This is a genomic window from Cereibacter sp. Soil_C_27 (assembly GCF_057657095.1).
Genome location: NZ_JBDGJD010000002.1, coordinates 255,610 through 280,374, shown reverse-complemented (window position 1 = coordinate 280,374; position 24,765 = coordinate 255,610). Strand labels below are relative to the sequence as shown.

Annotated in this window: 20 protein-coding genes; 16 read left to right on the top strand and 4 right to left on the bottom strand. The window is 69.3% G+C overall.

Features of this window, described 5'->3' with window-relative positions; genetic code table 11:
• The first annotated feature begins 6 nt into the window (after positions 1-6).
• The 3 genes from AC3A5Z_RS08260 (at position 7) to AC3A5Z_RS08250 (ending at position 3,193) form a co-directional block, all read left to right on the top strand.
• On the top strand, positions 7-1,437 hold the full coding sequence (locus AC3A5Z_RS08260) for a mannitol dehydrogenase family protein (protein ID WP_487518894.1): 1,431 nt from the start codon (positions 7-9) through the stop codon (positions 1,435-1,437).
• Positions 1,438-1,476: 39 nt separating this feature from the next.
• Positions 1,477-1,899 (top strand): winged helix-turn-helix domain-containing protein, encoded by a 423-nt coding sequence (locus AC3A5Z_RS08255; protein ID WP_487518893.1) that lies wholly within the window; start codon positions 1,477-1,479, stop codon positions 1,897-1,899.
• A 187-nt stretch (positions 1,900-2,086) separates the two neighbouring features.
• Entirely contained in the window at positions 2,087-3,193 is a 1,107-nt protein-coding gene (locus AC3A5Z_RS08250; RefSeq protein WP_487518892.1) for a TRAP transporter substrate-binding protein, read from the top strand.
• 317 nt (positions 3,194-3,510) lie between these two features.
• Here AC3A5Z_RS08250 and AC3A5Z_RS08245 read toward each other — a convergent pair whose 3' ends face one another.
• The 3 genes from AC3A5Z_RS08245 to AC3A5Z_RS08235 all read right to left on the bottom strand — a co-directional run bounded on the left by AC3A5Z_RS08245 (position 3,511) and on the right by AC3A5Z_RS08235 (position 7,506).
• Positions 3,511-5,463: a TRAP transporter large permease gene (locus AC3A5Z_RS08245; protein ID WP_487518891.1), complete on the bottom strand. Its 1,953-nt coding sequence runs from the start codon at positions 5,461-5,463 to the stop codon at positions 3,511-3,513.
• Positions 5,460-6,044 carry a TRAP transporter small permease subunit gene (locus AC3A5Z_RS08240; RefSeq protein WP_487518890.1) on the bottom strand — a complete coding sequence of 195 codons (585 nt, stop codon included), beginning with the start codon at positions 6,042-6,044 and terminating at the stop codon, positions 5,460-5,462. The genes AC3A5Z_RS08245 and AC3A5Z_RS08240 overlap by 4 nt, the downstream gene beginning before the upstream one ends.
• A 208-nt stretch (positions 6,045-6,252) precedes the next feature.
• Entirely contained in the window at positions 6,253-7,506 is a 1,254-nt protein-coding gene (locus tag AC3A5Z_RS08235; protein ID WP_487518889.1) for an Hsp70 family protein, read from the bottom strand.
• A gap of 214 nt (positions 7,507-7,720) precedes the next feature.
• Between AC3A5Z_RS08235 and AC3A5Z_RS08230 the strand changes: the two genes are divergently transcribed.
• The 13 genes from AC3A5Z_RS08230 to AC3A5Z_RS08170 are packed head-to-tail and all read left to right on the top strand — an operon-like array spanning position 7,721 to position 21,837.
• Positions 7,721-8,104 (top strand): NADH-quinone oxidoreductase subunit A, encoded by a 384-nt coding sequence (locus tag AC3A5Z_RS08230; protein WP_487518888.1) that lies wholly within the window; start codon positions 7,721-7,723, stop codon positions 8,102-8,104.
• A complete protein-coding gene (locus AC3A5Z_RS08225) occupies positions 8,101-8,721 on the top strand; it encodes an NADH-quinone oxidoreductase subunit B (protein ID WP_487518887.1) in 621 nt (206 codons plus the stop codon). The genes AC3A5Z_RS08230 and AC3A5Z_RS08225 overlap by 4 nt, the downstream gene beginning before the upstream one ends.
• A complete protein-coding gene (gene nuoC / locus AC3A5Z_RS08220) occupies positions 8,718-10,460 on the top strand; it encodes an NADH-quinone oxidoreductase subunit C/D (protein WP_487518886.1) in 1,743 nt (580 codons plus the stop codon). Before AC3A5Z_RS08225 ends, nuoC begins: the two co-directional genes overlap by 4 nt.
• Complete coding sequence (gene nuoE / locus AC3A5Z_RS08215) at positions 10,457-10,930, top strand: NADH-quinone oxidoreductase subunit NuoE (protein ID WP_487518885.1); 474 nt, start codon at positions 10,457-10,459, stop codon at positions 10,928-10,930. The genes nuoC and nuoE overlap by 4 nt, the downstream gene beginning before the upstream one ends.
• Positions 10,927-12,204, top strand: coding sequence for a complex I 51 kDa subunit family protein (locus tag AC3A5Z_RS08210; RefSeq protein WP_487518884.1), 1,278 nt, complete (start codon positions 10,927-10,929; stop codon positions 12,202-12,204). The genes nuoE and AC3A5Z_RS08210 overlap by 4 nt, the downstream gene beginning before the upstream one ends.
• Positions 12,201-14,756: a 2Fe-2S iron-sulfur cluster-binding protein gene (locus AC3A5Z_RS08205; protein ID WP_487518883.1), complete on the top strand. Its 2,556-nt coding sequence runs from the start codon at positions 12,201-12,203 to the stop codon at positions 14,754-14,756. Before AC3A5Z_RS08210 ends, AC3A5Z_RS08205 begins: the two co-directional genes overlap by 4 nt.
• The gene (nuoH, locus tag AC3A5Z_RS08200; RefSeq protein ID WP_487518882.1) at positions 14,753-15,715 is read left to right on the top strand and encodes an NADH-quinone oxidoreductase subunit NuoH; all 963 of its coding nucleotides are present in this window, start codon (positions 14,753-14,755) and stop codon (positions 15,713-15,715) included. The genes AC3A5Z_RS08205 and nuoH overlap by 4 nt, the downstream gene beginning before the upstream one ends.
• Positions 15,712-16,227 (top strand): NADH-quinone oxidoreductase subunit NuoI, encoded by a 516-nt coding sequence (gene nuoI / locus AC3A5Z_RS08195; RefSeq protein ID WP_487518881.1) that lies wholly within the window; start codon positions 15,712-15,714, stop codon positions 16,225-16,227. Before nuoH ends, nuoI begins: the two co-directional genes overlap by 4 nt.
• Entirely contained in the window at positions 16,224-16,709 is a 486-nt protein-coding gene (locus AC3A5Z_RS08190; RefSeq protein WP_487518880.1) for an NADH-quinone oxidoreductase subunit J family protein, read from the top strand. Before nuoI ends, AC3A5Z_RS08190 begins: the two co-directional genes overlap by 4 nt.
• Complete coding sequence (nuoK, locus tag AC3A5Z_RS08185) at positions 16,706-17,014, top strand: NADH-quinone oxidoreductase subunit NuoK (RefSeq protein WP_487518879.1); 309 nt, start codon at positions 16,706-16,708, stop codon at positions 17,012-17,014. The genes AC3A5Z_RS08190 and nuoK overlap by 4 nt, the downstream gene beginning before the upstream one ends.
• A gap of 1 nt (position 17,015) precedes the next feature.
• Complete coding sequence (locus AC3A5Z_RS08180; RefSeq protein WP_487518878.1) at positions 17,016-19,055, top strand: NADH-quinone oxidoreductase subunit 5 family protein; 2,040 nt, start codon at positions 17,016-17,018, stop codon at positions 19,053-19,055.
• Positions 19,046-20,491 carry a complex I subunit 4 family protein gene (locus AC3A5Z_RS08175; protein WP_487518877.1) on the top strand — a complete coding sequence of 482 codons (1,446 nt, stop codon included), beginning with the start codon at positions 19,046-19,048 and terminating at the stop codon, positions 20,489-20,491. The genes AC3A5Z_RS08180 and AC3A5Z_RS08175 overlap by 10 nt, the downstream gene beginning before the upstream one ends.
• On the top strand, positions 20,488-21,837 hold the full coding sequence (locus AC3A5Z_RS08170; RefSeq protein WP_487518876.1) for an NADH-quinone oxidoreductase subunit N: 1,350 nt from the start codon (positions 20,488-20,490) through the stop codon (positions 21,835-21,837). Before AC3A5Z_RS08175 ends, AC3A5Z_RS08170 begins: the two co-directional genes overlap by 4 nt.
• Before the next feature lie 16 nt (positions 21,838-21,853).
• Here the strand turns inward: AC3A5Z_RS08170 and AC3A5Z_RS08165 are convergent, their stop codons facing one another.
• Positions 21,854-24,634 (bottom strand): pyrroloquinoline quinone-dependent dehydrogenase, encoded by a 2,781-nt coding sequence (locus AC3A5Z_RS08165; RefSeq protein WP_487518875.1) that lies wholly within the window; start codon positions 24,632-24,634, stop codon positions 21,854-21,856.
• Positions 24,635-24,765: the final 131 nt, after the last annotated feature.

Below are 24,765 nucleotides of genomic sequence, written 5' to 3'. Positions count from 1 at the left end.
CATTCCATGACCACTGTCGCCCGCCCGGCCTATGACCGCGCCTCCCTCACCCCCGGCATCGTGCATATCGGCGTCGGCAACTTCCACCGCGCGCATATGGCGGTCTATCTCGACGACCTCTTCGCGCTCGGGCAGGATCACGACTGGGCCATCCTCGGCGCCGGGGTGCGTCAGGGCGATGCCCGGATGCGCGAGGCCCTCGCCGGTCAGGACAACCTGTCCACCGTGATCGAGCTCGACCCCGCCGGCCACCGCGCGCGTCAGGTCGGCGCCATGACCGGCTTCCTGCCGGTGGAGCCCGACAATGCCGCGCTGATCGAGGCGATGGCCGATCCGCGCATCCGCATCGTCTCGCTGACCGTCACCGAGGGCGGTTATTACGTCGATAGCACCGGCCATTTCGACCCGACCCATCCCGACATCGTGGCCGATGCGGCGCAGCCCTCCTCCCCCGCCACGGCCTTCGGCGCGATCCTCGCGGCGCTGGTCAAGCGGCGCGCGGCAGGCGTGCAGCCCTTCACCGTGATGTCCTGCGACAACCTGCCGGGCAATGGCCATGTCACGCAAAATGCCGTCGTCGGTCTGGCCGAGCTCTATGACGCGAGCCTCGCCGCCTGGGTCAAGCACAACGTCGCCTTCCCGAACGGCATGGTCGACCGCATCACCCCCGCCACCGGCCCGCATGAGCGGGAGCTGGCGCAGGGCTTCGGGCTGACCGATCCGGTTCCGGTGACCTGCGAGCCCTTCCGCCAGTGGGTACTGGAAGACAACTTCCCCGCAGGCCGTCCGGCGCTGGAGAAGGTGGGCGTCACCTTCACCCCGCATGTGCACGCCTATGAGGCGATGAAGATCCGCATCCTGAACGGCGGTCATGCCGTCATCGCCTATCCCTCGGCGCTGATGGACCTGATCCTCGTCCACGAGGCGATGGCGCATCCGCTGATCGCCGCCTTCCTGCACAAGGTCGAGGTCGAGGAGATCCTGCCGCATGTGGCCCCGGTGCCCGACACCAGCATCCCCGACTACCTGACGCTGATCGAGAGCCGCTTCGCAAACCCCGAGATCGCCGACACCACGCGCCGGCTCTGCCTCGACGGCTCGAACCGCCAGCCGAAGTTCATCGTGCCCTCGCTGCGCGACAACCTCGCCAAGGGGACGGTGCCGGAAGGCCTGATCCTGCTCTCGGCGCTCTGGTGCCGCTACTGCGCCGGCACGACCGACAGCGGCGCGGTGATCGAGCCCAATGACCCGAGCTGGGATGCGTTGACTGGGCGCGCCAAGGCGGCCAAGGCCGACCCGGCGCAGTGGCTGGCGATGACCGAGGTCTATGGCGATCTGGGAGCCAAGCCCGAGGTGGTCACGGCCTTCACCACGGCGCTGAATGCGGTCTGGGCCGAGGGCACGGAAGCGGTGCTGCGGCGCTATCTCGCGTCCTGAAGCCTTGCCAAGCCCGGCGTCGCGGGGGAAGCTCGGGGCATGACCCCGCTGCTTCCCCCGCGTCTGCGCCTGCGCCTGCATTTCGGCGATGACCTGACCCTCGGGCCCGGCAAGGCCGATCTTCTGGAACATATCCGCGTCGCCGGCTCGATCTCGGAAGCCGGGCGGCGGATGGGGATGAGCTACAAGCGCGCCTGGAGCCTCGTCGAGGAAATGAACCGCGCCTTCCGCGCGCCGCTGGTGGAAAGCGCGCGCGGCGGGGCCAGGGGCGGCGGCGCCGTGCTGACCGAGACAGGGCTGGAGGTGCTGGCCCAGTTTCGCGCGCTGGAGGCGCTGACCCTGACCGAAGGCGCCGACCGGATCGCCGTCATCGCGGCACTTCTGGCCCCCGGAGAGGCCCTCGCGCCCAGCCGAGCCGAGCCGCCTGCAGGGTCCGCGAAGGATGCCCGAAAATCGGGCTGAGACGGCGCCTGCCCGGCCCGGAACCCTCTGAAATCGCACGATCCCCTGCGACATCATAGGCCTTGCGCCAAACTTCTCCGCACCATTCTGGACAGCCGCTTTCAGCCGTGTAAGCTGGCGCCGCACCTGCGCATGCCGGCCAAGGATCCGGGCCGACTCGCGCGGCGCCATATACAGGGAGGACTACATGGATCGACGTTCATTCATCACCAAGGCGGCAGTCGGCGGGGTCGGCGCTGCGGCAGCCACCACGCTCGCCGCACCCGCCATCGCCCAGACGCAGCCGAAGGTCACATGGCGCCTGACGTCGTCCTTCCCGAAATCGCTGGACACGATCTACGGCGGCGCGGAAGTGCTGTCGAAATACCTGTCGGAAGCCACCGACGGCAACTTCCAGATCCAGGTCTTCGCCGCGGGCGAACTGGTCCCCGGCCTGCAGGCCGCCGATGCGGTGACGGCCGCCACGGTCGAGGCCTGCCACACGGTGGGCTACTACTACTGGGGGAAAGACCCGACCTTCGCGCTGGCGGCGGCCGTGCCCTTCTCGCTCTCGGCCCGCGGCATCAACGCCTGGCACTACCACGGCGGCGGCATCGCGCTCTACAACGAGTTCCTGGCGCAGCACAACATCGTCGCCTTCCCGGGTGGCAACACCGGCGTGCAGATGGGCGGCTGGTTCCGCAAGGAGATCAACTCCGTCGCCGACCTGCAGGGCCTGAAGATGCGCATCGGCGGCTTCGCCGGCAAGGTGGTGGAGAAGCTCGGCGTGGTGCCGCAGCAAATCGCCGGCGGCGACATCTATCCGGCGCTGGAGAAAGGCACCATCGACGCCTCCGAATGGGTCGGCCCCTATGACGACGAGAAGCTCGGCTTCGTCAAGGTCGCGCCCTACTACTACTACCCCGGCTGGTGGGAAGGCGGTCCGACCGTCCACTTCATGTTCAACAAGGCGGCCTATGACGGGCTGAGCCCGGCCTATCAGTCGCTCCTGCGCACGGCATCGCAGGCGGCGGATGCGAACATGCTGCAGATGTACGACTACAAGAACCCCACCGCGATCAAGTCGCTGGTCGGCCAGGGCGCGCAGCTGCGTCCGTTCAGCCCGGAGATCCTCGAAGCCTGCTTCACCGCGGCCAACGAGGTCTATGCCGAGATGGAAGCCACCAACCCGGCCTTCAAGAAGATCTGGGAATCGATCAAGGCCTTCCGCACCGAGAACTACACCTGGGCGCAGATCGCCGAATACAACTACGACACCTTCATGATGGTGCAGCAGAACGCCGGCAAGCTCTGAGCTTCGCCATGCAAGGAGGCCCCGGAGAGGCAACTCTCCGGGGCCTTTCGCTTGCGCGGTGAGTGGAAGAGCGTGGAGCCCCCAAGGCGAAGAGCGGGTGGTCACGCGGAGCAGGGACGTTTTCGGAAGACGGGTGGCGCGTCGGCGGGGTAGAACCCCATCCTACGACATTCGTGTCACCCGTAGGGTGGAGTTCCACCCCGCTCATTTCGCATCCCTAAGCATCGGCTGGCTGCCCGTAGGGTGGGTTTCACTCCACCCTCACCGCTCACCGGACGTTTGGTGTCCCGCCGTCCACCCGCATGGCTCACCACCCGTCAGGGCGTGGTCGCCGGAGCCCCACCCCCGAGGTTCGGCGCCCCAAGGTTCGGCGCACCGGGAGCCGGCGTAGCCGGAGCCGGGGCCGGGCCACCGAGGTTCGGTGTCCCGGGCGCCGGGGTCGCCGGGGCCGGCCCGCCAAGATTGGGCGCCCCCGGAGCAGGAATTGCCCCGCCTAGGTTCGGCGCCCCCGGCGCAGGGGTGGCGCCGCCGAGGTTGGGCGTGCCCGGAGCGGGAGCGGTGCCGCCTGCCCCCAGGCCGCCACCGCTGCCCAGCCCGCCGCCGAGACCACCGCCCAAGCCGCCTCCGAGCCCTCCGCCCAGACCGCCCCCGAGCCCGCCACCCAGCGGCGGCAGCTCGATCTTGACGTTGCTCGTGTCGACCACCGCGCCCTTGTAATGCATTACCATCTGCGGGAAGGCGATCACGGCCGCCACCATCAGGATCTGGATGCAGACGAAGGGCACCGCTCCCCAGTAGATCTGCCCCGTCGTCACCGGCGCCGTCCTGAGTCCCGTCACCTTGTCGACGTAGGAGGCCTTGGGGGCCACCGAGCGCAGGTAAAACAGCGCGAACCCGAAGGGCGGGTGCATGAACGAGGTCTGCATGTTCACCCCGAGGATGATCCCGAACCAGATCAGGTCGATCCCCAACGCACTCGCCGCCGGAGCCAGCAGCGGCACGATGATGAAGGCCAGCTCGAAGAAGTCGAGGAAGAAGGCGAGGAAGAACACCAGCACCGAGACCGCGATCAGGAAGCCGGTCTCCCCCCCCGGGAGCGAGGTCAGCAGATGCTCGACCCAGATATGCCCGTTCACCCCGTAGAAGGTCAGCGAGAACACCCGAGCGCCCAGAAGGATGAACATGACGAAGGCCGAGAGCCGCGTCGTGGCGGTCAGTGCCTGCGAGACGACGCCAAAGGTCAGCCGCCCCTTGATCGCCGCGAGCAGGATCGAGCCCACCGCGCCCATCGCCCCGCCCTCGGTCGGCGTGGCGATGCCGAGGAAGATGGTGCCCAGAACGAGGAATATCAGCGCCAGCGGCGGGATCAGCACGATGATGACCTGCTGTGCCAGCCGCGACATCAGCCCCAGCTTCAGCCCCTTGTCGATCAGCGCGACGATGTAGATCACGACGACACCGACGGTCGCGCCGAGAATGTCGGCGTTCTGGCCCTGCGACTCGTAGAGCCAGAGGTGCGCGCCATAGGCGATCAACCCTGCGGCAACGAGCGCCACGACCAGCGACAGCACCCCATGCCCCAGCGTCCGCGCCTCGAGCGGCAGGGCGGGCATCGACTTCGGCGAGACGATCGAGACGACGAGCACATAGCCCATGTAGAGCCCGGTCAGGATCAGGCCGGGGATCATCGCCGCCTTGTACATGTCGCCCACCGAGCGGCCGAGCTGGTCGGCCAGCACGATCAGCACGAGGCTCGGCGGGATGATCTGCGCCAGCGTGCCCGAGGCGGCGATGACGCCCGAGGCCACGCGCCGGTCATAACCGTAGCGCAGCATGATCGGCAGCGAGATCAGCCCCATGGCAATCACCGAAGCCGCCACTACCCCCGTCGTCGCCGCCAGCAGCGCGCCGACGATGATCACCGCATAGGCCAACCCGCCCCGGATCGGCCCGAACAGCTGACCGATGGTATCGAGCAGGTCCTCGGCCATGCCGGAGCGTTCCAGCACGATGCCCATGAAGGTGAAGAACGGAATGGCCAGAAGCGTCTCGTTCGAGAGAACCCCCCAGAAACGGTCGGGCATGGTGCCGAGCAGGTTCCAGCTGAGCGTGATCGTGCCTTCGGAGAGCGGCGCGAGCTCCACCCCGATGAAGAAGAACAACAGACCATTGGCCGCCAGCGCAAAGGCGACCGGGTAGCCGATCAGCATGAAGACGATGAGGGAGGCGAACATGATCGGCGCCATGTTCACCGCGATGAATTCCATCATTTCTCCACCTCGCCCGCCAGCAGCCGACCTTCCAGTTCGGCCTGTTCATGCGCCGAGATGAAGGGGTTCGGATCCTCGATCACCCCGCGCATCACGGCGATCTTCTTGATGATCTCGGAAATGCCCTGCAGCGCCAGCATCGAGAAGCCGATCAACAGCAGCGCCTTGGCCGGCCAGATCGTCAGCCCGCCGGCGTTGTTGGACACCTCGCCGTTGCGGTAGGACAGGCTGACGTAGGGCACGAAGTACCAGATCATCAGCAGGGTGAAGGGCATGAGGAACAACAGGTGCCCCATGAGGTCGATCCAGTGCTGCACCCGGCGCGGGAAGGCGCCATAGACGATGTCGATCCGGATATGCTCGTTCTGCTTCAGCGTATAGGCCGCGGCCAGAAGGAAGGCCGCGCCGAACAGATACCATTGCAGTTCGAGCCAGCTGTTGGACGAGACGTTGAAGATCTTGCGGATCACGGCATTCGTTGCGCTGACCAGAATGGCGATGAAGATCAACCAGGCCACGCTCTTTCCGATGATCTCGTTCACGCGGTCGATCACCCGCGACAGGCCGAGTAAGCCCCCCATTCTTCCTCCCGTTCCGGTGCTCTGTTGGCGGATCTGTGCGGCACCTGTGCGATTAGCTATGTCCGAGGGCAGCACGCACGTCAATGTGGCTGCAGCGCGCCCGGGCGGCAGAAAGCGCCGGAAAACGGCGATTTCCGCTACGGAAACGACATGGCGGCGTCGTTTCGTCCGCCCTGCGCGCAATTTAGTTGCGCGAGCGCGGCCCGCCTCAGCCGAAGCGGCGCCGTGCATCCAGCGCGAGCCCGGTGCCGACGCTGCCCAGAAGATCGCCCGTGGCAATCGGCGCATCGGGTAGCGCCTCGGTCACCGCCGCGCGTAGAACCGGCAGGCTGCTGGACCCCCCGGTCATGAAGACCGTGCCGATATCGGCTGCGGCCAGCCCGGCTTGCCGCAGCACCTCGCCCAGCATCGCGCCGACCCGCGCCACCGGCGCCTCCACCGCCTGATCGAAGGCCGCGCGCGGCACCCGCACCGACGGGCCGCCGGTGAATTTCGCGATCCGCAGGATCGAGGTCTCTTCGGTCGACAGTTCCACCTTCGTCGCCTCCGCCGCCATCGCCAGCGAATGCCCGGCGCGGTTGGTGACGACGCGGATCATGCGTTCCAGGAGTTCCGGTTTCTCGGCGGTCTGGCGCAGGGCGCGCAGGTCGCTCAGCGTGCGGGTGGTGTAGAGCGCGTTGATCCGGTGCCACGTCGCCAGATCGATGTAGTAATGGCGCGGCATCAGCCCCTTGCCATTCGCGCTGCGCGAACCGAAGCCCAGATGCGGCATGATCTGCCGCAGGCTCAGAAGCCGGTCGAAGTCGGTGCCGCCGACGCGGATACCGTCATTGGCAAGAATGTCGTCCTGCCGGTCGGGCTTCCGCGCCCGCTCGGGCGAGACGCGGACGATGGAAAAGTCCGAGGTGCCGCCGCCGATGTCGACGATCAGCACCAATTCCTCCGCCGCGATCCCCTGCTCGTAATGCAGCGCCGCGGCGATGGGCTCGTATTGGAAGGCGATCTCGCGGAAGCCCAGCTTGGCCGCGATCTCCTGCAGCACGTCCTGCGCCGCGGCATCGCCTGCCGCATCGTCCTCGACGAAATGCACCGGGCGGCCCAGCACCACCTTGTCGATCCCCGGCGCCACGCGGTCGAGCCGGGCGCGCATATGGCCGAAGAATGCGCCGACGATATCGGTGAAGGGCAGTGCGCGATTGCCGACGCGGGTCTTCTCGTGGATCAGCGACGAGCCGAGCGTACTCTTCAGCCCGCGCATCAGCCGTCCCTCCTCGCCCTCGACATAGGCGGCGATGGCCGCGCGGCCGAAAACCGGCGGCTCGCCCTCGCTGTCCCAGAAGACGGCGCTGGGCAGCGTCGGCTGATCGCCTTCCAGATCGATCAGCCGCGCGCCCTGCCCATCCGCCAGTGCCACCGTGGAGTTCGAGGTGCCGAAATCAATGCCGCAGGGCGGGGGGTTCATGGTGTGACCTTCGGCTGCCGCATCGATCTTTGGGGGGTCGGGCGCGCTGGATAGCCCGAGCAAATGCCGCTGTAAAGCCGAAGCTGCACGGCAAGCGCGCGATCTGATCGAGATCAATGTGTCGCATATGCACCAAAGATAATCAGGGGGAGAAAGTCACGGAAACGGCATTTGGGACGCCAGCCCAGCCGGTCAGCCGGAAGGAGGCCACCCCATGCTCCAGCTCGTGCAATCGCTCGACTCCCGCGCCGCTCTGGCGCTGCACATCCTCCTTGTCATCCTCACCGTCACGGCGATCCTGCTGGTGGCCGGCGCGCTGCGCGAACCCAGCCGCGACGGTTTCGGCACCTATGAAAGCGGCGCGCCATCGGGCCAGCCGCTGCGCGGGCATCTGGCGGCGCAGTATTTCCTCATCGCCGTCTTCTTCATGATCTTCGACGTCGAGGTGGCGATCCTCTTCGCCTGGGCGCTGACCGCGCTGGAGCTCGGCGTGCCCGGCATGGTCGCCGCCACCGTCTTCATCCTCGTGCTCTTGGCGGCGCTCGGCTATCTCTGGATGGACGGCGCGCTGGAAACGGCCCCGGAGAAACGGTCATGAGCTGGAGCCTGAACCGCCCCGGCGCGGAACCTGCGCCCGGCGACAGCATGGCCGGCGGCCAGCTTTTCACCCGGCTCGACGATCTGGTGGCCTGGTCGCGCAAGCACAGCCTCTGGCCGTTCAACTTCGGCCTCTCCTGCTGCTATGTCGAGATGGCGACGGCCTTGACCCCGGTCTTCGATCAGGCCCGCTTCGGCGCCGAGGTGATCCGCGCCACCCCGCGCCAAGCCGACCTGCTCATCGTCTCGGGCACCGTCTTCCGCAAGATGGCCGTGCCGCTGCAACGGCTCTACCAGCAGATGCGCGAGCCGCGCTGGGTAATCTCGATGGGCGCCTGTGCCAATTCGGGCGGGATGTATGACATCTATTCCGTGGTGCAGGGCGTGGACTCCTTCCTGCCGGTCGATGTCTACATCCCCGGCTGCCCGCCGCGCCCCGAGGCGCTGATGGACGCGCTTGTGCTGTTGCAGGGCAAGATCGCGGCGGAACGGCAGCCGCTGCAGATCGTCATGGGCGAGACCGCGGGCCCCCGCCCTTTCGCCCCGCTGCCACGCCGCGACGCGAAACGCGCCGAGCGCAGCGCCATGACCCACCTGCCCGACCCGGAGGCGTCATGAGCCTCGACATGATGACCGGCGATGTGGTGCAGGCGCTGCGCGACCGTTTCGGCGCGGGCATCGTTTTCGCGCAGCCGACGGGCGAGGCCTTTCCGGTGCTCTGGCTTTCGCCCGAGATCTGGGTCGCCGCCCACCGGATGCTGCGCGACGAGATCGCGCAGCCCTTCCCGCTGCTGGCCGACCTCTGGGTGATCGACGAGACCACCCGGCAGGACCGCGAGGGCCAGCCCGCCTCGACCCTGACGCTCTGCAGCCATCTCACCTCACTCGCCCGCAACGCCGACCTGCGGCTGAAGCTGGCGACAGCAGGCAGCGCCCCGTCGCTGGTCCCGGTCTATGCCAATGCCGACTGGTACGAGCGCGAGGCCTTCGACATGTTCGGCATGGATTTCGGCCGCGAGACCCGCCGCATCCTGATGCCGCCGACATGGGACGGCCACCCGCTGCGCAAGACCCATTACGCGCGCGCCACCGAACGCCCGCCCTTCGTGATGACCGATGCCTTCTTCGCCGCCGAAGAACGCGCCACGCCGACCGATCCCGCGGAACTGGGGCTCCCCGCGATCCGCGACGGCGAAGAGCTGATGGTGCTGAACTTCGGCCCGCACCACCCCTCGACCCACGGCGTCTTCCGCATCCTTCTCGGCCTCGATGGCGAGGAGGTCGTCTGGGCCTGGCCCGACATCGGCTATCACCACCGCGGCGTCGAGAAGATGGCCGAGCGGCAGACATGGCACGGCTTCATCCCCTACACCGACCGGGTGGATTACCTCGGCGGCGTCATGTCGGAGCTGCCCTACCTGATGGCGGTGGAAAGCCTCTGCGGCATCACCGTCCCACCGCGGGCGCAGATGATCCGGGTCATGCTCTGCGAGTTCTACCGCATCATGAACCACCTCCTGTTCTACGGCACCATGGCGCAGGACGTGGGGCAGATGTCGCCGGTGTTCTACATGTTCACCGACCGCGAGAAGGGCTACGACCTGATCCAGACCGTGACCGGCGCGCGGATGCACCCGGCCTTCTTCCGTATCGGCGGCGTGGCGATGGACCTGCCTGCGGGCTGGGACGCATTGGTGCGCGACTTTCTCGACTGGATGCCGGCGCGGCTCGACGATTACGAGCGGATGGTGCTGAACTCCCGCCTGTTCAAGGCGCGGACGGTGGGCGTCGGCGCCTATGACACGGCGACGGCGCTGAACTGGGGCACCACCGGGCCGGGGCTCAGGGCCACCGGCTGCGACTGGGATCTGCGGAAGCGCCGGCCCTATTCCGGCTACGAGCAGTTCGACTTCGACGTGCCGACCGGCGCGCGCGGCGACTGCTTCGACCGGACGCGGGTGCGCGCCGACGAGATGCGCGAGAGCCTGAAGATCATCGGCCAGTGCCTCGTCCACATGCCCGCGGGGCCGGTGAAGGCCGACCATCCGCTGACCACCCCACCCCCGCGCAAGGCGATGCAGCGGGATATCGAGACGCTGATCACCCATTTCCTGCAGATGAGCTGGGGCACCAACGTGCCGCGCGGCGAGGCGACCGGTCAGGTCGAAAGCCACCGGGGCCTCTCGCAGTATTCCATCGTCTCCGACGGCGGCGCGCAGAGCTACCGCACCCGGATCCGCACCCCCTCTTTCGCGCATCTGCAGATGCTGCCGACCATCCTGCCGGGCATGACGGTGGCCGATCTGGTCGCCCATGTCGCCAGCCTCGATTTCGTCATGTCGGATGTGGACAGATGAGCCTTTCTCCCGACCTCCTCGCCCGCATCCGCGACGCTTCCGCCCATCACGGCGGCCCGCGCGCCGCCATGCTGGAGGCGCTCAGGATGATCCAGCAGGAGCACGGCTGGGTCTCCGACGCACATCTGGCCGAGGCGGCGCAGACCCTCGGCGTCGGCCTTGCCGAGATCGAGAGCCTCGCCACCTTCTACAGCCTGATCTTCCGCCAGCCGGTCGGCGAGACGGTGATCCTGCTCTGCGACGGGGTCTGCTGCTGGCTGAACGGGGGCGAGGAGGTGCGCGACGCGCTGATGGCCCGTCTGGGCATCGGCTTCGGCCAGACCACGGCCGACGGGAAGTACACCCTGATCAACATCGCCTGCGTCGGCGGCTGCGACCGCGCCCCGGCGGCGGTGCTGGGCCGCGACCGCAGGCTGGTCGGGCCGCTGTCGCCCGAGGGCGTCGCGGAACTGCTGGAGGGCGGGCTGTGACCGACCTCAAGCCGAACACCCTGCCGCTGACCGGGCGCGCCCGCGCCGACCGCCGCCCGCACAGCCTCGCCGAATGGCAGGCGCTCGGTGGCTACCGGGCAGTCGAGGCGGCGCTGAAGCTTTCGCCCGCCGAGGTGGTGGCGCAGGTCGCCGCCGCCCGGCTGAACGGGCGCGGCGGCGCGGGATTTCCGGCGGCGCAGAAATGGCGCTTCATGCCGGAGCCGGGGCAGTCTCCCGGCACGGGGCCGAGCTATCTCATCGTCAACGGCGACGAGATGGAGCCCGGCGCCTTCAAGGACCGGCTGCTGCTGGAAGCCCTGCCGCATCAGGTGCTGGAGGGCGCGGTCATCGCCGCCCATGCCACCCATGCGACCGAAGCCATCGTGTTGATCCGCGACGCCTACCGCCCTGGCATCACCGCGATGGAGCATGCCATTCAGGAAGCACGAACGGCGGGGTTGCTGGGCGGGCTGACCATCCGCGTCCACCCCTCCGCCGGGCGCTACATCGTCGGCGAGGAAACCGCGCTGATCGAGGCGCTGGAAGGCAATCGCGCCGTGCCGAGGAAGCGCCCGCCCTTCCCCGCCGCCTCCGGCCTCTGGGGCCGCCCGACCACGGTGAACAACGTCGAGACGATCTCACTGGTGCCGCATGTGATCAGCATGGGGCCCGAGGCCTTCTCCGGCCTCTCCTGGACCGACGAGGGCGGCACAAAGCTCTACGGCGTCTCGGGCCGGGTGAAGCGCCCGCAGCTGATCGAGGCGCCGATGGGCACCACCGCGCGCGAGCTGATCGAGCGCTGCGGCGGCGTCTCCGGCAACGGCAGGCTGCTGACCTTCCAGCCCGGCGGCGGCGCCACCGGCTTCCTCGGGCCGGAGCATCTCGACCTGCCGCTCGACTTCGGCCATGTCGCCAAGGCAGGCTCGATGTTCGGCACAGGCACGCTGATCGTGCTGGACGAGACCGCCTGCCCGATCGGCGCCGTCGCCCGGCACATGCGCTTTTACGCCCGCGAAAGCTGCGGCTGGTGCACCCCCTGCCGCGAGGGTCTGCCCTGGGCCTCGCGCATCCTCGACGCGCTGGAGGCGGGCACGGCAAGCGCCGCCGATCTCGACGCCCTGCGCATGATCGCCGTCGAGGGGGGCCCGCGCGGCCGCGCCTTCTGCGACCTGATGGGCGGCGCCATGGCCCCGCTCGCTTCGGCCCTCGCCCGCTTCGGCGACCGGTTCGAGGCGCATCTGACGGGCGGCTGCCCGCAGCGGAGGCTGGCATGAAGCTCACTCTCAACGGCCGCGAGATCGAGGCAGAAGCCGGGCGCGACCTGCTGACCACCTGTCTGGAGAACGGCGTCGACGTGCCGCATTTCTGCTGGCACGGCGATCTCGGCTCGGTCGGCGCCTGCCGTCTCTGCGCGGTGCGGGTCTATGACGGGCCCGAAGACCAGGTGGGCCGCATCGAGATGTCCTGCATGACCCCGGCGAAGGAAGGCCAGCGCGTCGAGACCGCCGACCCCGAGGCCGAGGCCTTCCGCGCCCATGTCATCGAATGGACGATGCTGAACCACCCGCATGATTGCGCGGTCTGCGAGGAGGCGGGCGCCTGCCACCTGCAGGACATGACCGTGGCGACGGGTCACCACACCCGCCGCAGCACCGCGCCGAAGCGGACGCATCGCAATCAGGATCTCGGCCCGCTGCTGACGCATGAGATGAACCGCTGCATCGCCTGCTACCGCTGCGTCCGCTTCTACCGCGACTACGCGGGCGGCACCGATCTGGAGGTCTTCGGCGCGCATGACCGGGTGTATTTCGGCCGCGCCACAGACGGCGCGCTGGAAAGCCCCTTCGCCGGCAATCTGGCCGAGCTCTGCCCGACCGGCGTCTTCAACGACAGGCATTGGTCGCGCCACTACGCCCGGCGCTGGGACATGAGGACGACGCCTTCGATCTGCGCCCATTGCGCCGTCGGCTGCAACGTCACGCTGTTCGAGCGTGGCGGCACGCTGCGGCAGGTGCAGAACCGCTATCATGGCGCGGTGAACGGCTCCTTCCTCTGCGACCGGGGCCGGTTCGGCATGCTGCATGCCGAGGCCCCGCGCCCCCAGCCGCGCGTTGACGGAGCGGTGGTGACGCCAGAGGTGGCGCTGGAGGCGGCGCGGGCGTTGCTGCCGGGGGCCATCGGCGTAGGCTCCCCCCGCGCCTCGGTCGAGGCGAATTTCGCGCTGCGCGATCTGGTCGGGGCGGACCGCTTCTTCGCCGGGGTGACCGAGGCCGAGGCGGCGCTGGTCGGACGGATGGCGGCGATCCTTGCCGCGGGTCCGGCGCGGATCGCCTCGGTGAAGGACATCGAGAGCGCCGATGCCGCGCTGATCCTCGGCGAGGATCTCACCGGCACGGCCCCCCGCGCCGCCCTCGCCCTGCGGGTGATGGCGCGCGGCGCTTCGCGCGATCTCGCTGCGGAGAAGGGCGTGCCGGCATGGATGGAAGCCGCCGCGCGGGTGGCGGGCGAAGGCCGGCGCTCTCCCGTGGCGCTGGTGACGCCGCTGCCCGATGCGCTCGACCCGCTCGCCGAACTGCCGCTGCGCCGCGCGCCGGAGGAGATCGGCCACTTCGGCCAAGCCGTCGCCGCCGTGCTGCGCGGCGGAGAGAGCGGCGATCCGGAAGTGCGCGCCGTCGCCGCCCTGCTGCGCGGGGCCAAGACGCCGTTGGTCATCGCCGGGGCAGGCCTCGGTCTCGCCGGGCCGGTGGAAGCGGCGGCGGCCATCGCGCTGGCGCTGGGGCCGAAAGCGCGGCTCGCGCTCTTCGCGCCGGAGGCCAACAGCATGGGTCTGGCGCTCCTCGGCGCGCCGGGGCTGGAAGGGGCCGTGGCGGCACTGGAAGCCGCGCCCGCACCGGTCATCGTGCTGGAGAACGACCTCTTCCGCCGCGCCCCGGTGGAGCGGCTGATCGCGGCGGCGACGCAGGTCATCGCGCTCGACTCGCTGGACACCCCGCTGACCGCCCGCGCCGATCTGGTGCTGCCGGTGGCGGCGCAGGCCGAGGCGGCGGGCACATTCGTCAACCATGAGGGCCGGGCCCAGCGCTTCTTCGCAGGCCGCCCGTCGAAGCTGCCCGCGGCATGGCGGCTGCTGGCGACCCTGGGCGGCAAGTCTTCAGACAGCTTCGACGCGCTGCTGGCGCGGATCGTGGCGGAGATCCCGGCGTTGGCAGGCATCGTCGACGCGGCTCCGGCAGCCGACACAGGGCCGATCCCGCGCGCCCCTGCCCGCTGCTCGGGCCGCACTGCCGACGACCTCGCCGGCCGCGTGGCGGAAGGCCAGCCGCACAACGACCCGGACTCGCCTTTCGTCTGGTCGATGGAAGGCAAGGCCGTGCCTCCCGCCCTCCTCCCCGCCCCGCAGCGCGCCGGGATGCATTCGGTCAGCGCCGTCTATCAGGCGATGGAGCGGATCGGCGGCCCGTTGAAGGGCGGCGATCCGGGGGCCCTGCTGCTCACCCACGCCACCCCTGCAGGCCCGGCCCTGCAGGATGTGCGACCGGCTGGCGAAGGGCTGATCCTCCTGCCGCTGCACGATCCGTTCCGCGGCAGCGAGACCGATGCGGCAAGCGCCATCCTCGCCGCCCGCGCCCCCGCCCCCCGGCTGGTGCTGCACCCCGAGGATGCCGCCGCGCTCGGCCTCGCCGAAGGCGCCGCCCTCCGGCTCGACGGCCAGCCCTGCCCCGCGCCGCTGAGCCTTGATCCGGCCTTGCCGCGCGGCCATGTCGGTGTCTCCGCCGGTCTCACTGCCCGCGGCGCCCGCCGCGTCAGGCTGGAGGTCCTGACATGACGCTGCTCGCCTGGCTCCTCCTCGCCACCGCCTCGATCGTCCTCCTCGCGCTTCTCATGGTCGCCGCCGGTGTCTTCACCTGGGTCGAGCGCCGGGTGCTCGGCTTCCTGCAGGAGCGGCTCGGGCCGAACCGGGTGGGGCCCTTCGGCTTCCTGCAATGGGTCGCCGACACGGTGAAGCTGATCACCAAGGAAGACGCAGCCCCCGCAGGGGCCGACCGCGCGGCCTATATCCTCGCCCCGGCCTTCGCCGCGATCCCGATGCTGGCGGGCTTCGGCGTCGTGGCCTTCGGCGAGGGCTGGGCGGTGGCCGAACTCGACATGGGCGTGGTCTTCGTCATGGGGATGCTGGCGCTCACCGTCTATGCGCTGGTGCTGGGCGCCTGGGCCTCGCGCAACCGCTATGCCATGCTCGGCGGGCTCCGGGCGGCGGCGCAGATGCTGGCCTACGAGAGCTTCCTCGGCCTGTCGCTGATGGGCGTGGTGCTGATGGCGGGCAGCTTCCGGATGTCCGACATCGTCGCGGCGCAGGACGGCCTCTGGTTCATCCTGCTGCAACCCCTCGGGGCTGCGCTCTTCTTCACCGCCGGCATCGCGGCGGCGCACCGCCTGCCCTTCGACCTGCAGGAATCCGAGAACGACCTCGTGGCCGGCTTCATGACCGAATATTCAGGCATGAGCTTCGCGCTGTTCTTCCTCGGCGAATACATCGCGGTGATGCTGGTCGCGGCCTTGGGCACGACGCTGTTCCTCGGCGGCTGGCATGGCCCGCTGCTGCCCGGCCCGGTCTGGTTCGGGCTGAAGGTTGGCGTGATCTGCCTCGCCTTCATCTGGATCCGCGCCGCACTGCCGCGACCGCGCTACGACCAGCTGATCGGCTTCGCTTGGAAGGTCGCGCTGCCGCTGGCGCTCCTGAACCTGCTCGTCACCGGCTGGATCGTCGTGGGGAGGGCCGGATGAAGACCGTGGCCGACAGTCTCTGGCGCATTGGGCGGATGCTCTTCGCCCCGAAACGCACCCGCGCATACCCCGAGGCGAAGCCCGAGCTTCCGCCGCGCTACCGCGCCCGGATCGTGCTGACCCGCGATCCCGACGGGCAGGAGCGTTGCGTCGCCTGCAACCTCTGCGCCGCCGTCTGCCCGGTCGATTGCATCGCCGTCGAGAAGGCCGAGACCGAGGACGGGCGCTGGTATCCCGAGACCTTCCGCATCAACTTCGCCCGCTGCATCTTCTGCGGCTTCTGCGAAGAGGCCTGCCCGACCTCGGCGATCCAGCTCACCCCGGATTTCGAGCTGGCCGATTATCAGCGCGCCTCGCTGGTCTATGACAAGCCCGACCTGACCATCGCCGGCGAGGGCAAGCATCCGGGCTACCGCTACTGGGATGTCGCGGGCAAGGCGATCACCGGCAAGGCCAAGGGCGAAGGCGCGCAGGAGGCGCCCCCCGTCGATCCGAAGGACCTGCGGCCATGAGCGGCTTCATCACCCTCTGGTGCGCCTCGGCGGCGCTGGCCTCGGCGCTGCTCGCGGTAACGCGGCCCGGCGTCGTGCACGGGCTGATGTGGCTGGTGACGGCGCTTCTGTCGCTCGCCGGCTGTTTCTACGCGCTGGGGGCCAGCTTTGCCGGGGCGGTGCAAGTGCTGGTCTATGCCGGGGCCATCGTCGCGGTCTTCGTCTTCGTGGTGATGACGGTGGACGCCACCCCCGAGGCGCTGGCCGAGGAACGCGCCCGGCTCGCCGGCGCCTGGCGGCTTCCGGCGGGTGTGGTGGCGCTGGTGGCACTGCCGCTGCTGCTGGGGCCGAACAGCACGGGGCTCCAGCCCGGTCCCGCGACAGTGCCGGTGAAGGCGCTGGGGGCGCTCCTCTTCGGGCCCTGGGCCATCGGGGTGGAGATCGCTTCGGCGCTGCTTCTGGCGGCGCTGATGGGCGCAAGACATCTGGGGAGGCGGCGATGAGCGGGATGACCTTCATGGCGCTCCTGGGGATCGCGGGCGGTCTCTTCGCCACCGGCCTCTTCGGCGTGCTGGCGCGGCGGACCGTGCTGTTCCAGCTGATCTCGCTGGAGATCATGCTGGGCGGCCCCGCGCTGGCCTTCATCGCCTCGGGCAGCTTCCACGGCGATGCGCAGGGACAGGGGATGTTCGTCCTGATCCTCGTGCTGGCGGCGGCCGAGGTGGCGCTCGGTCTCGCGCTCTATCTCGCGCTGCGCCGGGTTGCCGGCACCGACGACAGCGACGCCCTCAATCGGTTGAGGCGCTGAGATGCTGGACTGGCTCACCTGGTATCACATCCTCCTCCTGGTGCCCTCGCCGCCGCTGGCCGCCTTCCTCGTGCTCGGGCTCGACCCGTTCAAGCTGGGCAAGCGGGCGGTGCAGGGCATCGCGCTGCTCGGCGGCGTGGCGCCCTTCCTGATCATGGCGCCGATGACCGGCTTCTGCATCGCGGGCTCCTGCGATGGCATCGTGCCGGTCTTCACCCTCTACTTCGGCCAGTCCGAGGTGGCTCTGGCGCTGCTGCTCGATCCCCTGAGTGCGCTGGTCGCGATCACCGTCGCCACCATCGGCGCGGCGGTGATGATCTATGCCATCGACTACATGTCGGACGCCAAGATTGCCGACCTGCGCCGCTTCTTCGCGCTGATGAACCTGTTCATCGCCGCCATGCTGACCATGGTTCTCGCCGATGACAGCATCACCTTCTTCTTCGGCTGGGAGCTGATGGGGCTCTGCTCCTTCTTCCTGATCGCCTACAACACCGGCTCGTCGCAGGCCATCGCCGCCGGGCGCAAGGCCTTCATCATCACCCGCGTCGCCGACGCCTTCCTGCTCGCCGGGCTGCTTCTGCTGTTCCTCGAGGCGAACTCGGTCCGGCTGGAAACACTGATCCCGGTCGGTGCCGCCATCGACGGCAGCCGCCGCACCATCATCGCGTTGCTGCTTCTGGGCGGAGCCTTGGGCAAGTCGGCGCAGGTGCCGTTCCACACCTGGCTGCCCTCGGCCATGGCCGGGCCGACGCCGGTCTCGGCGCTGCTGCATTCGGCGACCATGGTGGCGGCGGGGGCCTTCCTTCTGGTGCGCTTCGCCCCGGTGCTGGATGCCGAGCCCTTCGTGCGCACGCTGACCGCGCTCTTCGGCACGCTGACCGCCGGGTTCGGCGCGCTCCTGGCGCTGTTCCAGACCGATGTGAAGCGGCTGCTGGCCTATTCCTCGATCAGTCAGGTCGGCTTCATGGTCTTCGCCGTGGGTCTCGGCGCGCCCGAGGTGGCGGTGGCGCATTTCGTGGTTCATGCCATGTTCAAGTCGCTGCTGTTCCTTGCGGCGGGCGACGTCACCCACGGTTCAGAATACGGCACGGCGATGGTGGCGATGCAGGGTGCGCTGCAACGCCGCCCCGCCACCTATGCCGCCTATATCGTCGGCGCGGCCTCATTGGCCGGGGTGCCCTTCATCACCGCCGGCTGGTGGTCCAAGGAGGCGATCCTGTCGCGCGCCTGGAACCTCGGCCTGCCCGGCTTCGTGCTCTGGGCGCTGGCACTGGCAACGGCGGTGCTGACCGCGGCCTATGCCTTCCGCCCGGTGCTCGCCGGGCTCGTGCCCGCGCCGCGCCAGACGGTGCAGGTGCGCCACGGGCATCAGGTGGCGCTGGCCTCGCATTACCGCGCCAGGATGCCCGGGCCGCTGATCCTCGGGCCGCTCATCGCGCTGTCGATCGGGTCGGTGCTGGGCGGGCTTCTCGTCGCGCCGATCGTCGATTTCCTCGGCGGCGTGCTGCCCCATGCCGAGCCCGGCCCGGCGCTGGCGGCGGGGATGGCGCCGCTGGGCGGGCTGGTGATCGCGGCACTCCTGACCTTCGTGCCGAGGCTTTCGGCCGGGCTCGCCAGCGCCAAGCGGATGCGGCGGGCGACGACGCTCGACCACATGGCGCAGGGCACGATCATCGAGCCCTTCGTGCGGCTGGTGCGCCACCTGAGCCGGGGCGCGCGGATCGACGCGCTCTATCAGGCGAGCTTCGTGCGGCCCTTCGTCAACCTGGTGCGCTGGCTGAACGGCTATCGCGGTGGCACGGTCGACCCGGTCGGCACGCTGCCGGTGCTGTTTGCGCTGCGCATGAAGGAGGCGGTGGTCGCGCGGATGGCCGAGGACGGCTTCGACCGGCGCTGGATGGGTTTTGCCAACGGGATGGTCCGGCTCTGGGTCGGGGCCCGCCGGGTGCAGACCGGGCGGACGAGAGACTATGCGCTGAGCCTCGCCTTGGGGATGGCCGCGCTCTTGATGCTTGCATGGGGAACGACATGGAACTGAATGCGCTGGTGCTGCTGCCGTTCTTCGGCGGGGTCGCGGCCCTCTTTGCCGGGCGCTTCGGGCGCGATGCGGAACGCTGGGTGGCCATCGGTGCGCTGGCGCTGGCGCTGCTGATACTCCTCCTGACCGTCACCGACCCGAGCGCCGGGCGCTGGCTGGCGGTCAGCCGCACCGAATGGGCGCCCGCCCTCGGGGTGCAGATCATCTTCGCGATGGACGGGCTCTCAGCGGCGCTGCTCGCGATCTCGCTGGTGCTGGGGATCGTCTCGGTCATCGTCTCGTGGAAGATGACCGAGTATGCGGGCCTCCTCAACGCCTGCCTCTGCTGGACGGTCGCGGCATCGAACGGGGTGTTCCTCTCCTTCGACCTTCTGGTCTTCGCTTTCTTCTGGGAGCTGATGATCGTTCCGGCCTTTCTTTTGATCTCGATCTGGGGCCATGGCGAGCGCGAGGCGGCGGCGCTGAAGTTTCTCGTCTTCAACGCGGTGGCCGGGCTGGGGCTGCTCGCCGCCGTCTTCTACATGGGCTCTCTGGGCGATCCCGTCACCTTCGACGCCTTCGTGCTGGCCAAGCGCGAGATCCCGCATCACGTGCAACTCTGGCTGCTTCTGGGGTTCTCGCTGGCCTTCCTCGTCAAGCTGCCCGTGCCGCCGCTGCACGCCTGGCTGCCCGACGCCCATACCCAGGCGCCGACGGCGGGCTCGATCCTGCTGGCGGGGCTTCTGCTGAAGACCGGCGCCTATGGCCTCTTCCGCTTCCCCGCCATGCTCTTTCCCGATGCGGCGGTGACGCTCGCGCCCTTCGGCCTCGCGCTGGGGGCCTTCGGCTCGATCTATGGCGCGCTACTCGCCTGCGGGCAGACCGATGCCAAGCGGCTGGTGGCCTATACCTCGGTCGCGCATATGAGCATCGTGCTGATGGGCATTTCCGGCGGGGTCTATTTCTCGATGATGGGGGCGGCGATCGAGATGGTTGCCCATGCCTTCTCGGCCTCGGCGCTGTTCCTGCTGATCGGCGCGCTCTACGACCGCACCGGCACCCGCGACCTGCGGCTCCTGGGCGGGCTGCAGCAGAGCGCGCCGCGCTTCGCCGCCGCCTTCGCGCTGTTCTTCTCGGCGGCGCTGGCCATGCCCGGAACCGCGAACTTCCTCGGCGAGGCGCTGGTCATCACCGGCATGTTCCAGGTGAACTGGATCTTCGCCTCGATCACGCTGATCTCGCTGGTGATCTCGGTCGTCTACGCCACACGGCTCTTCAAGCGGGTCGTCTTCGGCAAGACCCGCAAGACCGAGACCCCGATGACAGACCTTTCGCTGCGCGAGATGGGGCCGATCGTGCTTCTGGCGGTCTGCACGCTGCTCTTCGGCATGCTGCCGCAGCTCCTGATGGGCGTGCTGGAGCCTGCGGTCGGCGCGGCGCTGGTGATAGGCAGATGATGCAACCCCTTGCCCCGCTCGGGCCGGTGATGGCCCTCGGCCTTGGTGCCGTGCTGGCGATGCTTCTGGCCCCGCGCCAGCCGGGGCTCGCGCGGCTCGCGGCGCTTCTTGCCTTCGCGCTGGCGCTGATGCTGCTGCTCCTGCGCTGGCAGGCGCCCGCCCTGCCCTCCGCCCTGCTGCGCGACGACGCCCTGGCGCGGTTCGGGATGCTGCTGGCGATCCCGAGCGGGCTTGCCAGCCTCGTCTTCCTGCGTCCCGCCCTGCCTGCCCGCGAGGGCCCTGCGCTGGCGTTGCTGGCGACGCTGGGGGCTTTGGTGCTCTGCGATGCGGGCCATGCGGCAGCGGTGTTTCTCGGGATGGAGCTGGTCACGCTGTCGCTCATCGCGCTCTTCGTGCTGCCGCGCGACGCGCTGGCGCTGGAGGCGGGCTACAAGTTCCTGATCGTCGGCGCGGCGGGGGCGGCGACGCTGCTCTTCGGCTTCGCGCTGACCTATGCGGCCACGGGGGCGCTGGAGCTTTCGGCCTGGTCGGCGCGCGGTGTCCTCGTCAGCCTCGGCGCGGCGTTGCTGCTTGTCGGGCTCGGCTTCAAGTTCGCGCTGGTGCCCTTCCACATGTGGACGCCCGATGCCTTCTCCGGCGCGCCCGCCGCGGCGGCGGCACTGGCGGGGGTGGCCTCGAAGATCGGCGTGCTGATCGTGCTGCTGCGGATCGACGCCGCAGGCCCGCCCGAGCCGGTCTGGAGCCTCGGGCTCGGCGCGATGGGTGCGGGGTCGATCCTTGTCGGCAACCTTCTGGCGCTGCGGCAGGAACAGCTGGTGCGGATGCTCGGATATTCCTCCATCGCCCATTCCGGCTACCTTGCCGTGGCTCTGGCCTCGGGTGCCGCAAGCGCCCCGGTGGCGGTGCTCTTCTACATCGTCGCCTATGCTCCGGCGCTTCTCGCCGCCCTCTGCCTCGCCGCCCGGCTCGGCCCGCAGACGGGGCTCGAGGATCTGCGCGGGCTGGTCTGGCGCAACCCGCTCGCGGGGCTGGCTCTCGGGCTCGCGCTGCTGTCGATGGCCGGGCTGCCGCTGGCCGCCGGGTTTCTGGGGAAGTATTTCATCTTCACCGCGCTGATCGAGACCGGGCAATGGGCCCTGCTGATCGCGGCGATCCTCGGCTCGGCGCTCGGGCTCTTCTACTACCTGCGCTTCCTCGCCGTCGCCTTCCGCCGGGCGCCGGATCGGCCCGCGCTGCCGATGCCCCCTGCCGACAGCCTGCTCCTGGCCGCCAGCGCCGCGCTGACCGTGGGCTTCGGCCTCTACCCGCAGCCCCTGGTCGAGGTGATCCGCGCCGCCCTGCCCTGAGGGCGGCGCGGGATGATCAGTTCTGCACCGGCAGCGCCCAAGCCATCACAGCGTCCGAGATCGGTGTCTCCATGAAGTGGTGGCCGCCCGGCGCCAGCACGACATATTGCCGCCCGCCGGTCTCGTAGACGATGGGCGTGGTCTGCCCGCCGCCCGGCAGATCCGCCGACCAGAGCTCCTCGCCCGTCTCGATGTCATAGGCGCGGAACTTGTTGTCGGTGGTCGCTGCGATGAAGATCAGCCCGCCCGCCGTCACCACAGGCCCGCCGTTGTTCGGCGTGCCGATATCCAGCGGCAGGAAGGACGGCAGACCGAAGGGGCCGTTGCGCTCGGCACTGCCGAAGGGATGGTCCCATTTCGTCTCGCCGGTGGTCAGGTCGATGGCGCGGATCCAGCCATAGGGTGGCTCCTTGCACAGGAGACCCGTCCCCGGCACCCGCCAGCCCGCGTTCACGTCGATCGCATAGGGCGAGCCCCACATCGGATTGCCCACCTCGCCACCCGGCTCGGTCAGCGGCTGGATGCCCTGCTCGTCGGCCTCCTCGCGCGGGATCAGCTGGTTGAAGTTGGGCATGTCGTTGTAGTTCAGCACCAGAAGATTGCGCTCGGGGTCGATCGCCACGCTGCCCCAATCCGACCCGCCGTTGTAACCGGGATACTGGATGAAGGGCTTGTCGACCGTCGGCGGCGTGTATTCGCCGTCATACTGGGCACGGCGGAACTGGATGCGGCAGTAGAGCTGGTCGATCGGGCTCATCCCCCACATGTCGCGCTCGGTCAGCACCGGCTTTTCCATATCGGCAAAGCCGGAATAGGGCTGGGTCGGCGACAGGTTCTCGGGCTCCACCCCGCCCGAGGGCACCTCGCGCTCCTCCACCGGATGCATCGGCTCGCCGGTCTCGCGGTTGAGGATGTAGATCTGGCTCTGCTTCGTCGGCAGGATCAGGGCGGGCACGGTGCCGTCTTCGGTCGGCATGTCGAACAGCGTCGGCTGCGAGCCGAGGTCGTAATCCCAGACATCGTAATGCACGGTCTGGAAATGCCACGCAGGCTGGCCGGTGGTCACGTCGAGCGCGACCAGCGATGTCGCATAGTCGTTCTCCACCTCGCTGCGCAGCGCCCCGTAATAATCGACGGCAGAGTTGCCCATCGGCAGGTAGACGTGACCCAGCTCCTCGTCGCCCGCGGCGATGGTCCACATGTTCGGCGTGCCGCGGCTGTAGGCCTCACCTTCGGGCGGCATGCCGGTGAGCTCCGGGTTGGCCATGTCCCAGGCCCAGAGCAGATCGCCCGTCACCGCGTCATAGCCCCGGATCACGCCCGAGGGAGCATCGCGGTGCTGGTTGTCGCTGACCTGAGCCCCCACCACAGCCACGCCGCGCACGATGGTCGGCGGCGAGGTCACGGCATACCAGCCGGGCGCGGTCTCGCCCATGCCCTCGTTCAGATCGACCATGCCGTTGGTGCCGAAATCGGCGCAGGGCAGCCCGGTCTCGGCATCCACCGCGATCAGCCGGGCGTCGAGCGTGCCTTCGATGATCCGCGCGGCACAGGCGCCGTTGGCCTCGGGCTCGGCGTGATAGGCAACACCCCGGCAGGTCGCGCCATAGGGGATCGACTCCGGCTGGACCTGCGGGTTGTAGCGCCATTTCTCCGCCCCGGTCGCCGCGTCGAGCGCCATCATGATGTTCATGCCGGTGCAGATATAGAGGCTATCGTCAATCTTCAGCGGCGTGTTCTCGGGCGAGTATCTGCCATCCGCCTCCGGTCGCGGCATGTCGCCGGTGTGGAAGACCCAGGCCTGCTCCAGATCGGCCACGTTGTCGCGGGTGATCTGGGTCAGCGGCGAATAGCGGGTGCCGTGGAGATCGCCGCCATAGGCCGGCCAGTCGGCGCCGATGGTCATCATCTCGCGCGGACCGCGCTCGGCCACCGGCTGCGGCTGCGGCTGCGGGCTCGGCTCGGTCGCCACCGGAGCGGCGGCATCGGGAGCCTCGGCCTGCGGAGGGGGCTCGGACGGGGCCGGAGCCGCCGCCTCGGGCGCCGGAGCGGGTGCTGCCGGAGCAGGCTGCGGCACGGGCTCGGTCGGGACCGGCGCAGAGTCGGGCGCAGCCTCGGTCGGCGCCGGTGTCGCGGCTTCGGGTGCGGGGGATTCCGGTGCGGGCGCCGGGGCTGCGGGCGCAGGCGCTTCCGGCGAGGCAGCCGGAGCCTCGGGCGTTTCCGCGTCAGCTGCGGGCGCATCCGGAGCAGGCGCGTCGGGCGCCGGAGCCTCGGGCGCGGGCACTTCGGCTTCGGGAGCCGGGGCGTCAGGGGTCTCCGCCGAGGGCTCGGCCGGCGTCTCGTCCTGCGCCAGCGCGGGCACCGGGGCGCCGGTCAGGCCGATGGCAGCCAGGAGCGCGATCGTCGCCGGGCCGGCCATGCGGCGCAGGCGCGCGCGGTGCAGGCCGGGGATCGTCAGCAGAACCAGCACCAGCATCACCGTCGGTGCCACGATGCGCGGCACCAGTGCCCAGCCGTCCAGCCCGACCTCCCAGAAGGCCCAGACCAGCGTCAGCACCCAGACGATGAAATAGATCGGCACCGCCTCGCTGCGGCCCTGCAGCATCGTGCCGCCGCTCAGCATCAGGCCAAGCCCTGCGAACAGGTAATACCATGAGCCGCCCAGCAGGGCGAGCCACAGCCCGCCGACGCCAAGGATCACCCCCAGCACCACCAGAACGACACCGAGCACCTTCGCCCACCACCACGAGGGACCGCGATAGGTGGGATCGAGGGGCGTACGGGTCATGTAGGTCATAAGATTGGGGTCCTTTGACGAATGCGTGAGCGCGACGTTACCTTGCGAACGGCGGAACGCCGCCGAAAGTTCCCGTTCCGCCGGGGGAACCGTCGCCCGGCTGAGGCATTGGGAGGCGCAACCCGGCTGGC

Bases quoted from the DNA above. Each gene is read 5' to 3' on its own strand.
- AC3A5Z_RS08260 (WP_487518894.1), top strand. From the start codon at position 7: ATGACCACTGTCGCCCGCCCGGCCTATGACCGCGCCTCCCTCACCCCC.
- AC3A5Z_RS08255 (WP_487518893.1), top strand. From the start codon at position 1,477: ATGACCCCGCTGCTTCCCCCGCGTCTGCGCCTGCGCCTGCATTTCGGC.
- AC3A5Z_RS08250 (WP_487518892.1), top strand. From the start codon at position 2,087: ATGGATCGACGTTCATTCATCACCAAGGCGGCAGTCGGCGGGGTCGGC.
- AC3A5Z_RS08245 (WP_487518891.1), bottom strand. From the start codon at position 5,463: ATGATGGAATTCATCGCGGTGAACATGGCGCCGATCATGTTCGCCTCC.
- AC3A5Z_RS08240 (WP_487518890.1), bottom strand. From the start codon at position 6,044: ATGGGGGGCTTACTCGGCCTGTCGCGGGTGATCGACCGCGTGAACGAG.
- AC3A5Z_RS08235 (WP_487518889.1), bottom strand. From the start codon at position 7,506: ATGAACCCCCCGCCCTGCGGCATTGATTTCGGCACCTCGAACTCCACG.
- AC3A5Z_RS08230 (WP_487518888.1), top strand. From the start codon at position 7,721: ATGCTCCAGCTCGTGCAATCGCTCGACTCCCGCGCCGCTCTGGCGCTG.
- AC3A5Z_RS08225 (WP_487518887.1), top strand. From the start codon at position 8,101: ATGAGCTGGAGCCTGAACCGCCCCGGCGCGGAACCTGCGCCCGGCGAC.
- nuoC (WP_487518886.1), top strand. From the start codon at position 8,718: ATGAGCCTCGACATGATGACCGGCGATGTGGTGCAGGCGCTGCGCGAC.
- nuoE (WP_487518885.1), top strand. From the start codon at position 10,457: ATGAGCCTTTCTCCCGACCTCCTCGCCCGCATCCGCGACGCTTCCGCC.
- AC3A5Z_RS08205 (WP_487518883.1), top strand. From the start codon at position 12,201: ATGAAGCTCACTCTCAACGGCCGCGAGATCGAGGCAGAAGCCGGGCGC.
- nuoH (WP_487518882.1), top strand. From the start codon at position 14,753: ATGACGCTGCTCGCCTGGCTCCTCCTCGCCACCGCCTCGATCGTCCTC.
- nuoI (WP_487518881.1), top strand. From the start codon at position 15,712: ATGAAGACCGTGGCCGACAGTCTCTGGCGCATTGGGCGGATGCTCTTC.
- AC3A5Z_RS08190 (WP_487518880.1), top strand. From the start codon at position 16,224: ATGAGCGGCTTCATCACCCTCTGGTGCGCCTCGGCGGCGCTGGCCTCG.
- nuoK (WP_487518879.1), top strand. From the start codon at position 16,706: ATGAGCGGGATGACCTTCATGGCGCTCCTGGGGATCGCGGGCGGTCTC.
- AC3A5Z_RS08180 (WP_487518878.1), top strand. From the start codon at position 17,016: ATGCTGGACTGGCTCACCTGGTATCACATCCTCCTCCTGGTGCCCTCG.
- AC3A5Z_RS08175 (WP_487518877.1), top strand. From the start codon at position 19,046: ATGGAACTGAATGCGCTGGTGCTGCTGCCGTTCTTCGGCGGGGTCGCG.
- AC3A5Z_RS08170 (WP_487518876.1), top strand. From the start codon at position 20,488: ATGATGCAACCCCTTGCCCCGCTCGGGCCGGTGATGGCCCTCGGCCTT.
- AC3A5Z_RS08165 (WP_487518875.1), bottom strand. From the start codon at position 24,634: ATGACCTACATGACCCGTACGCCCCTCGATCCCACCTATCGCGGTCCC.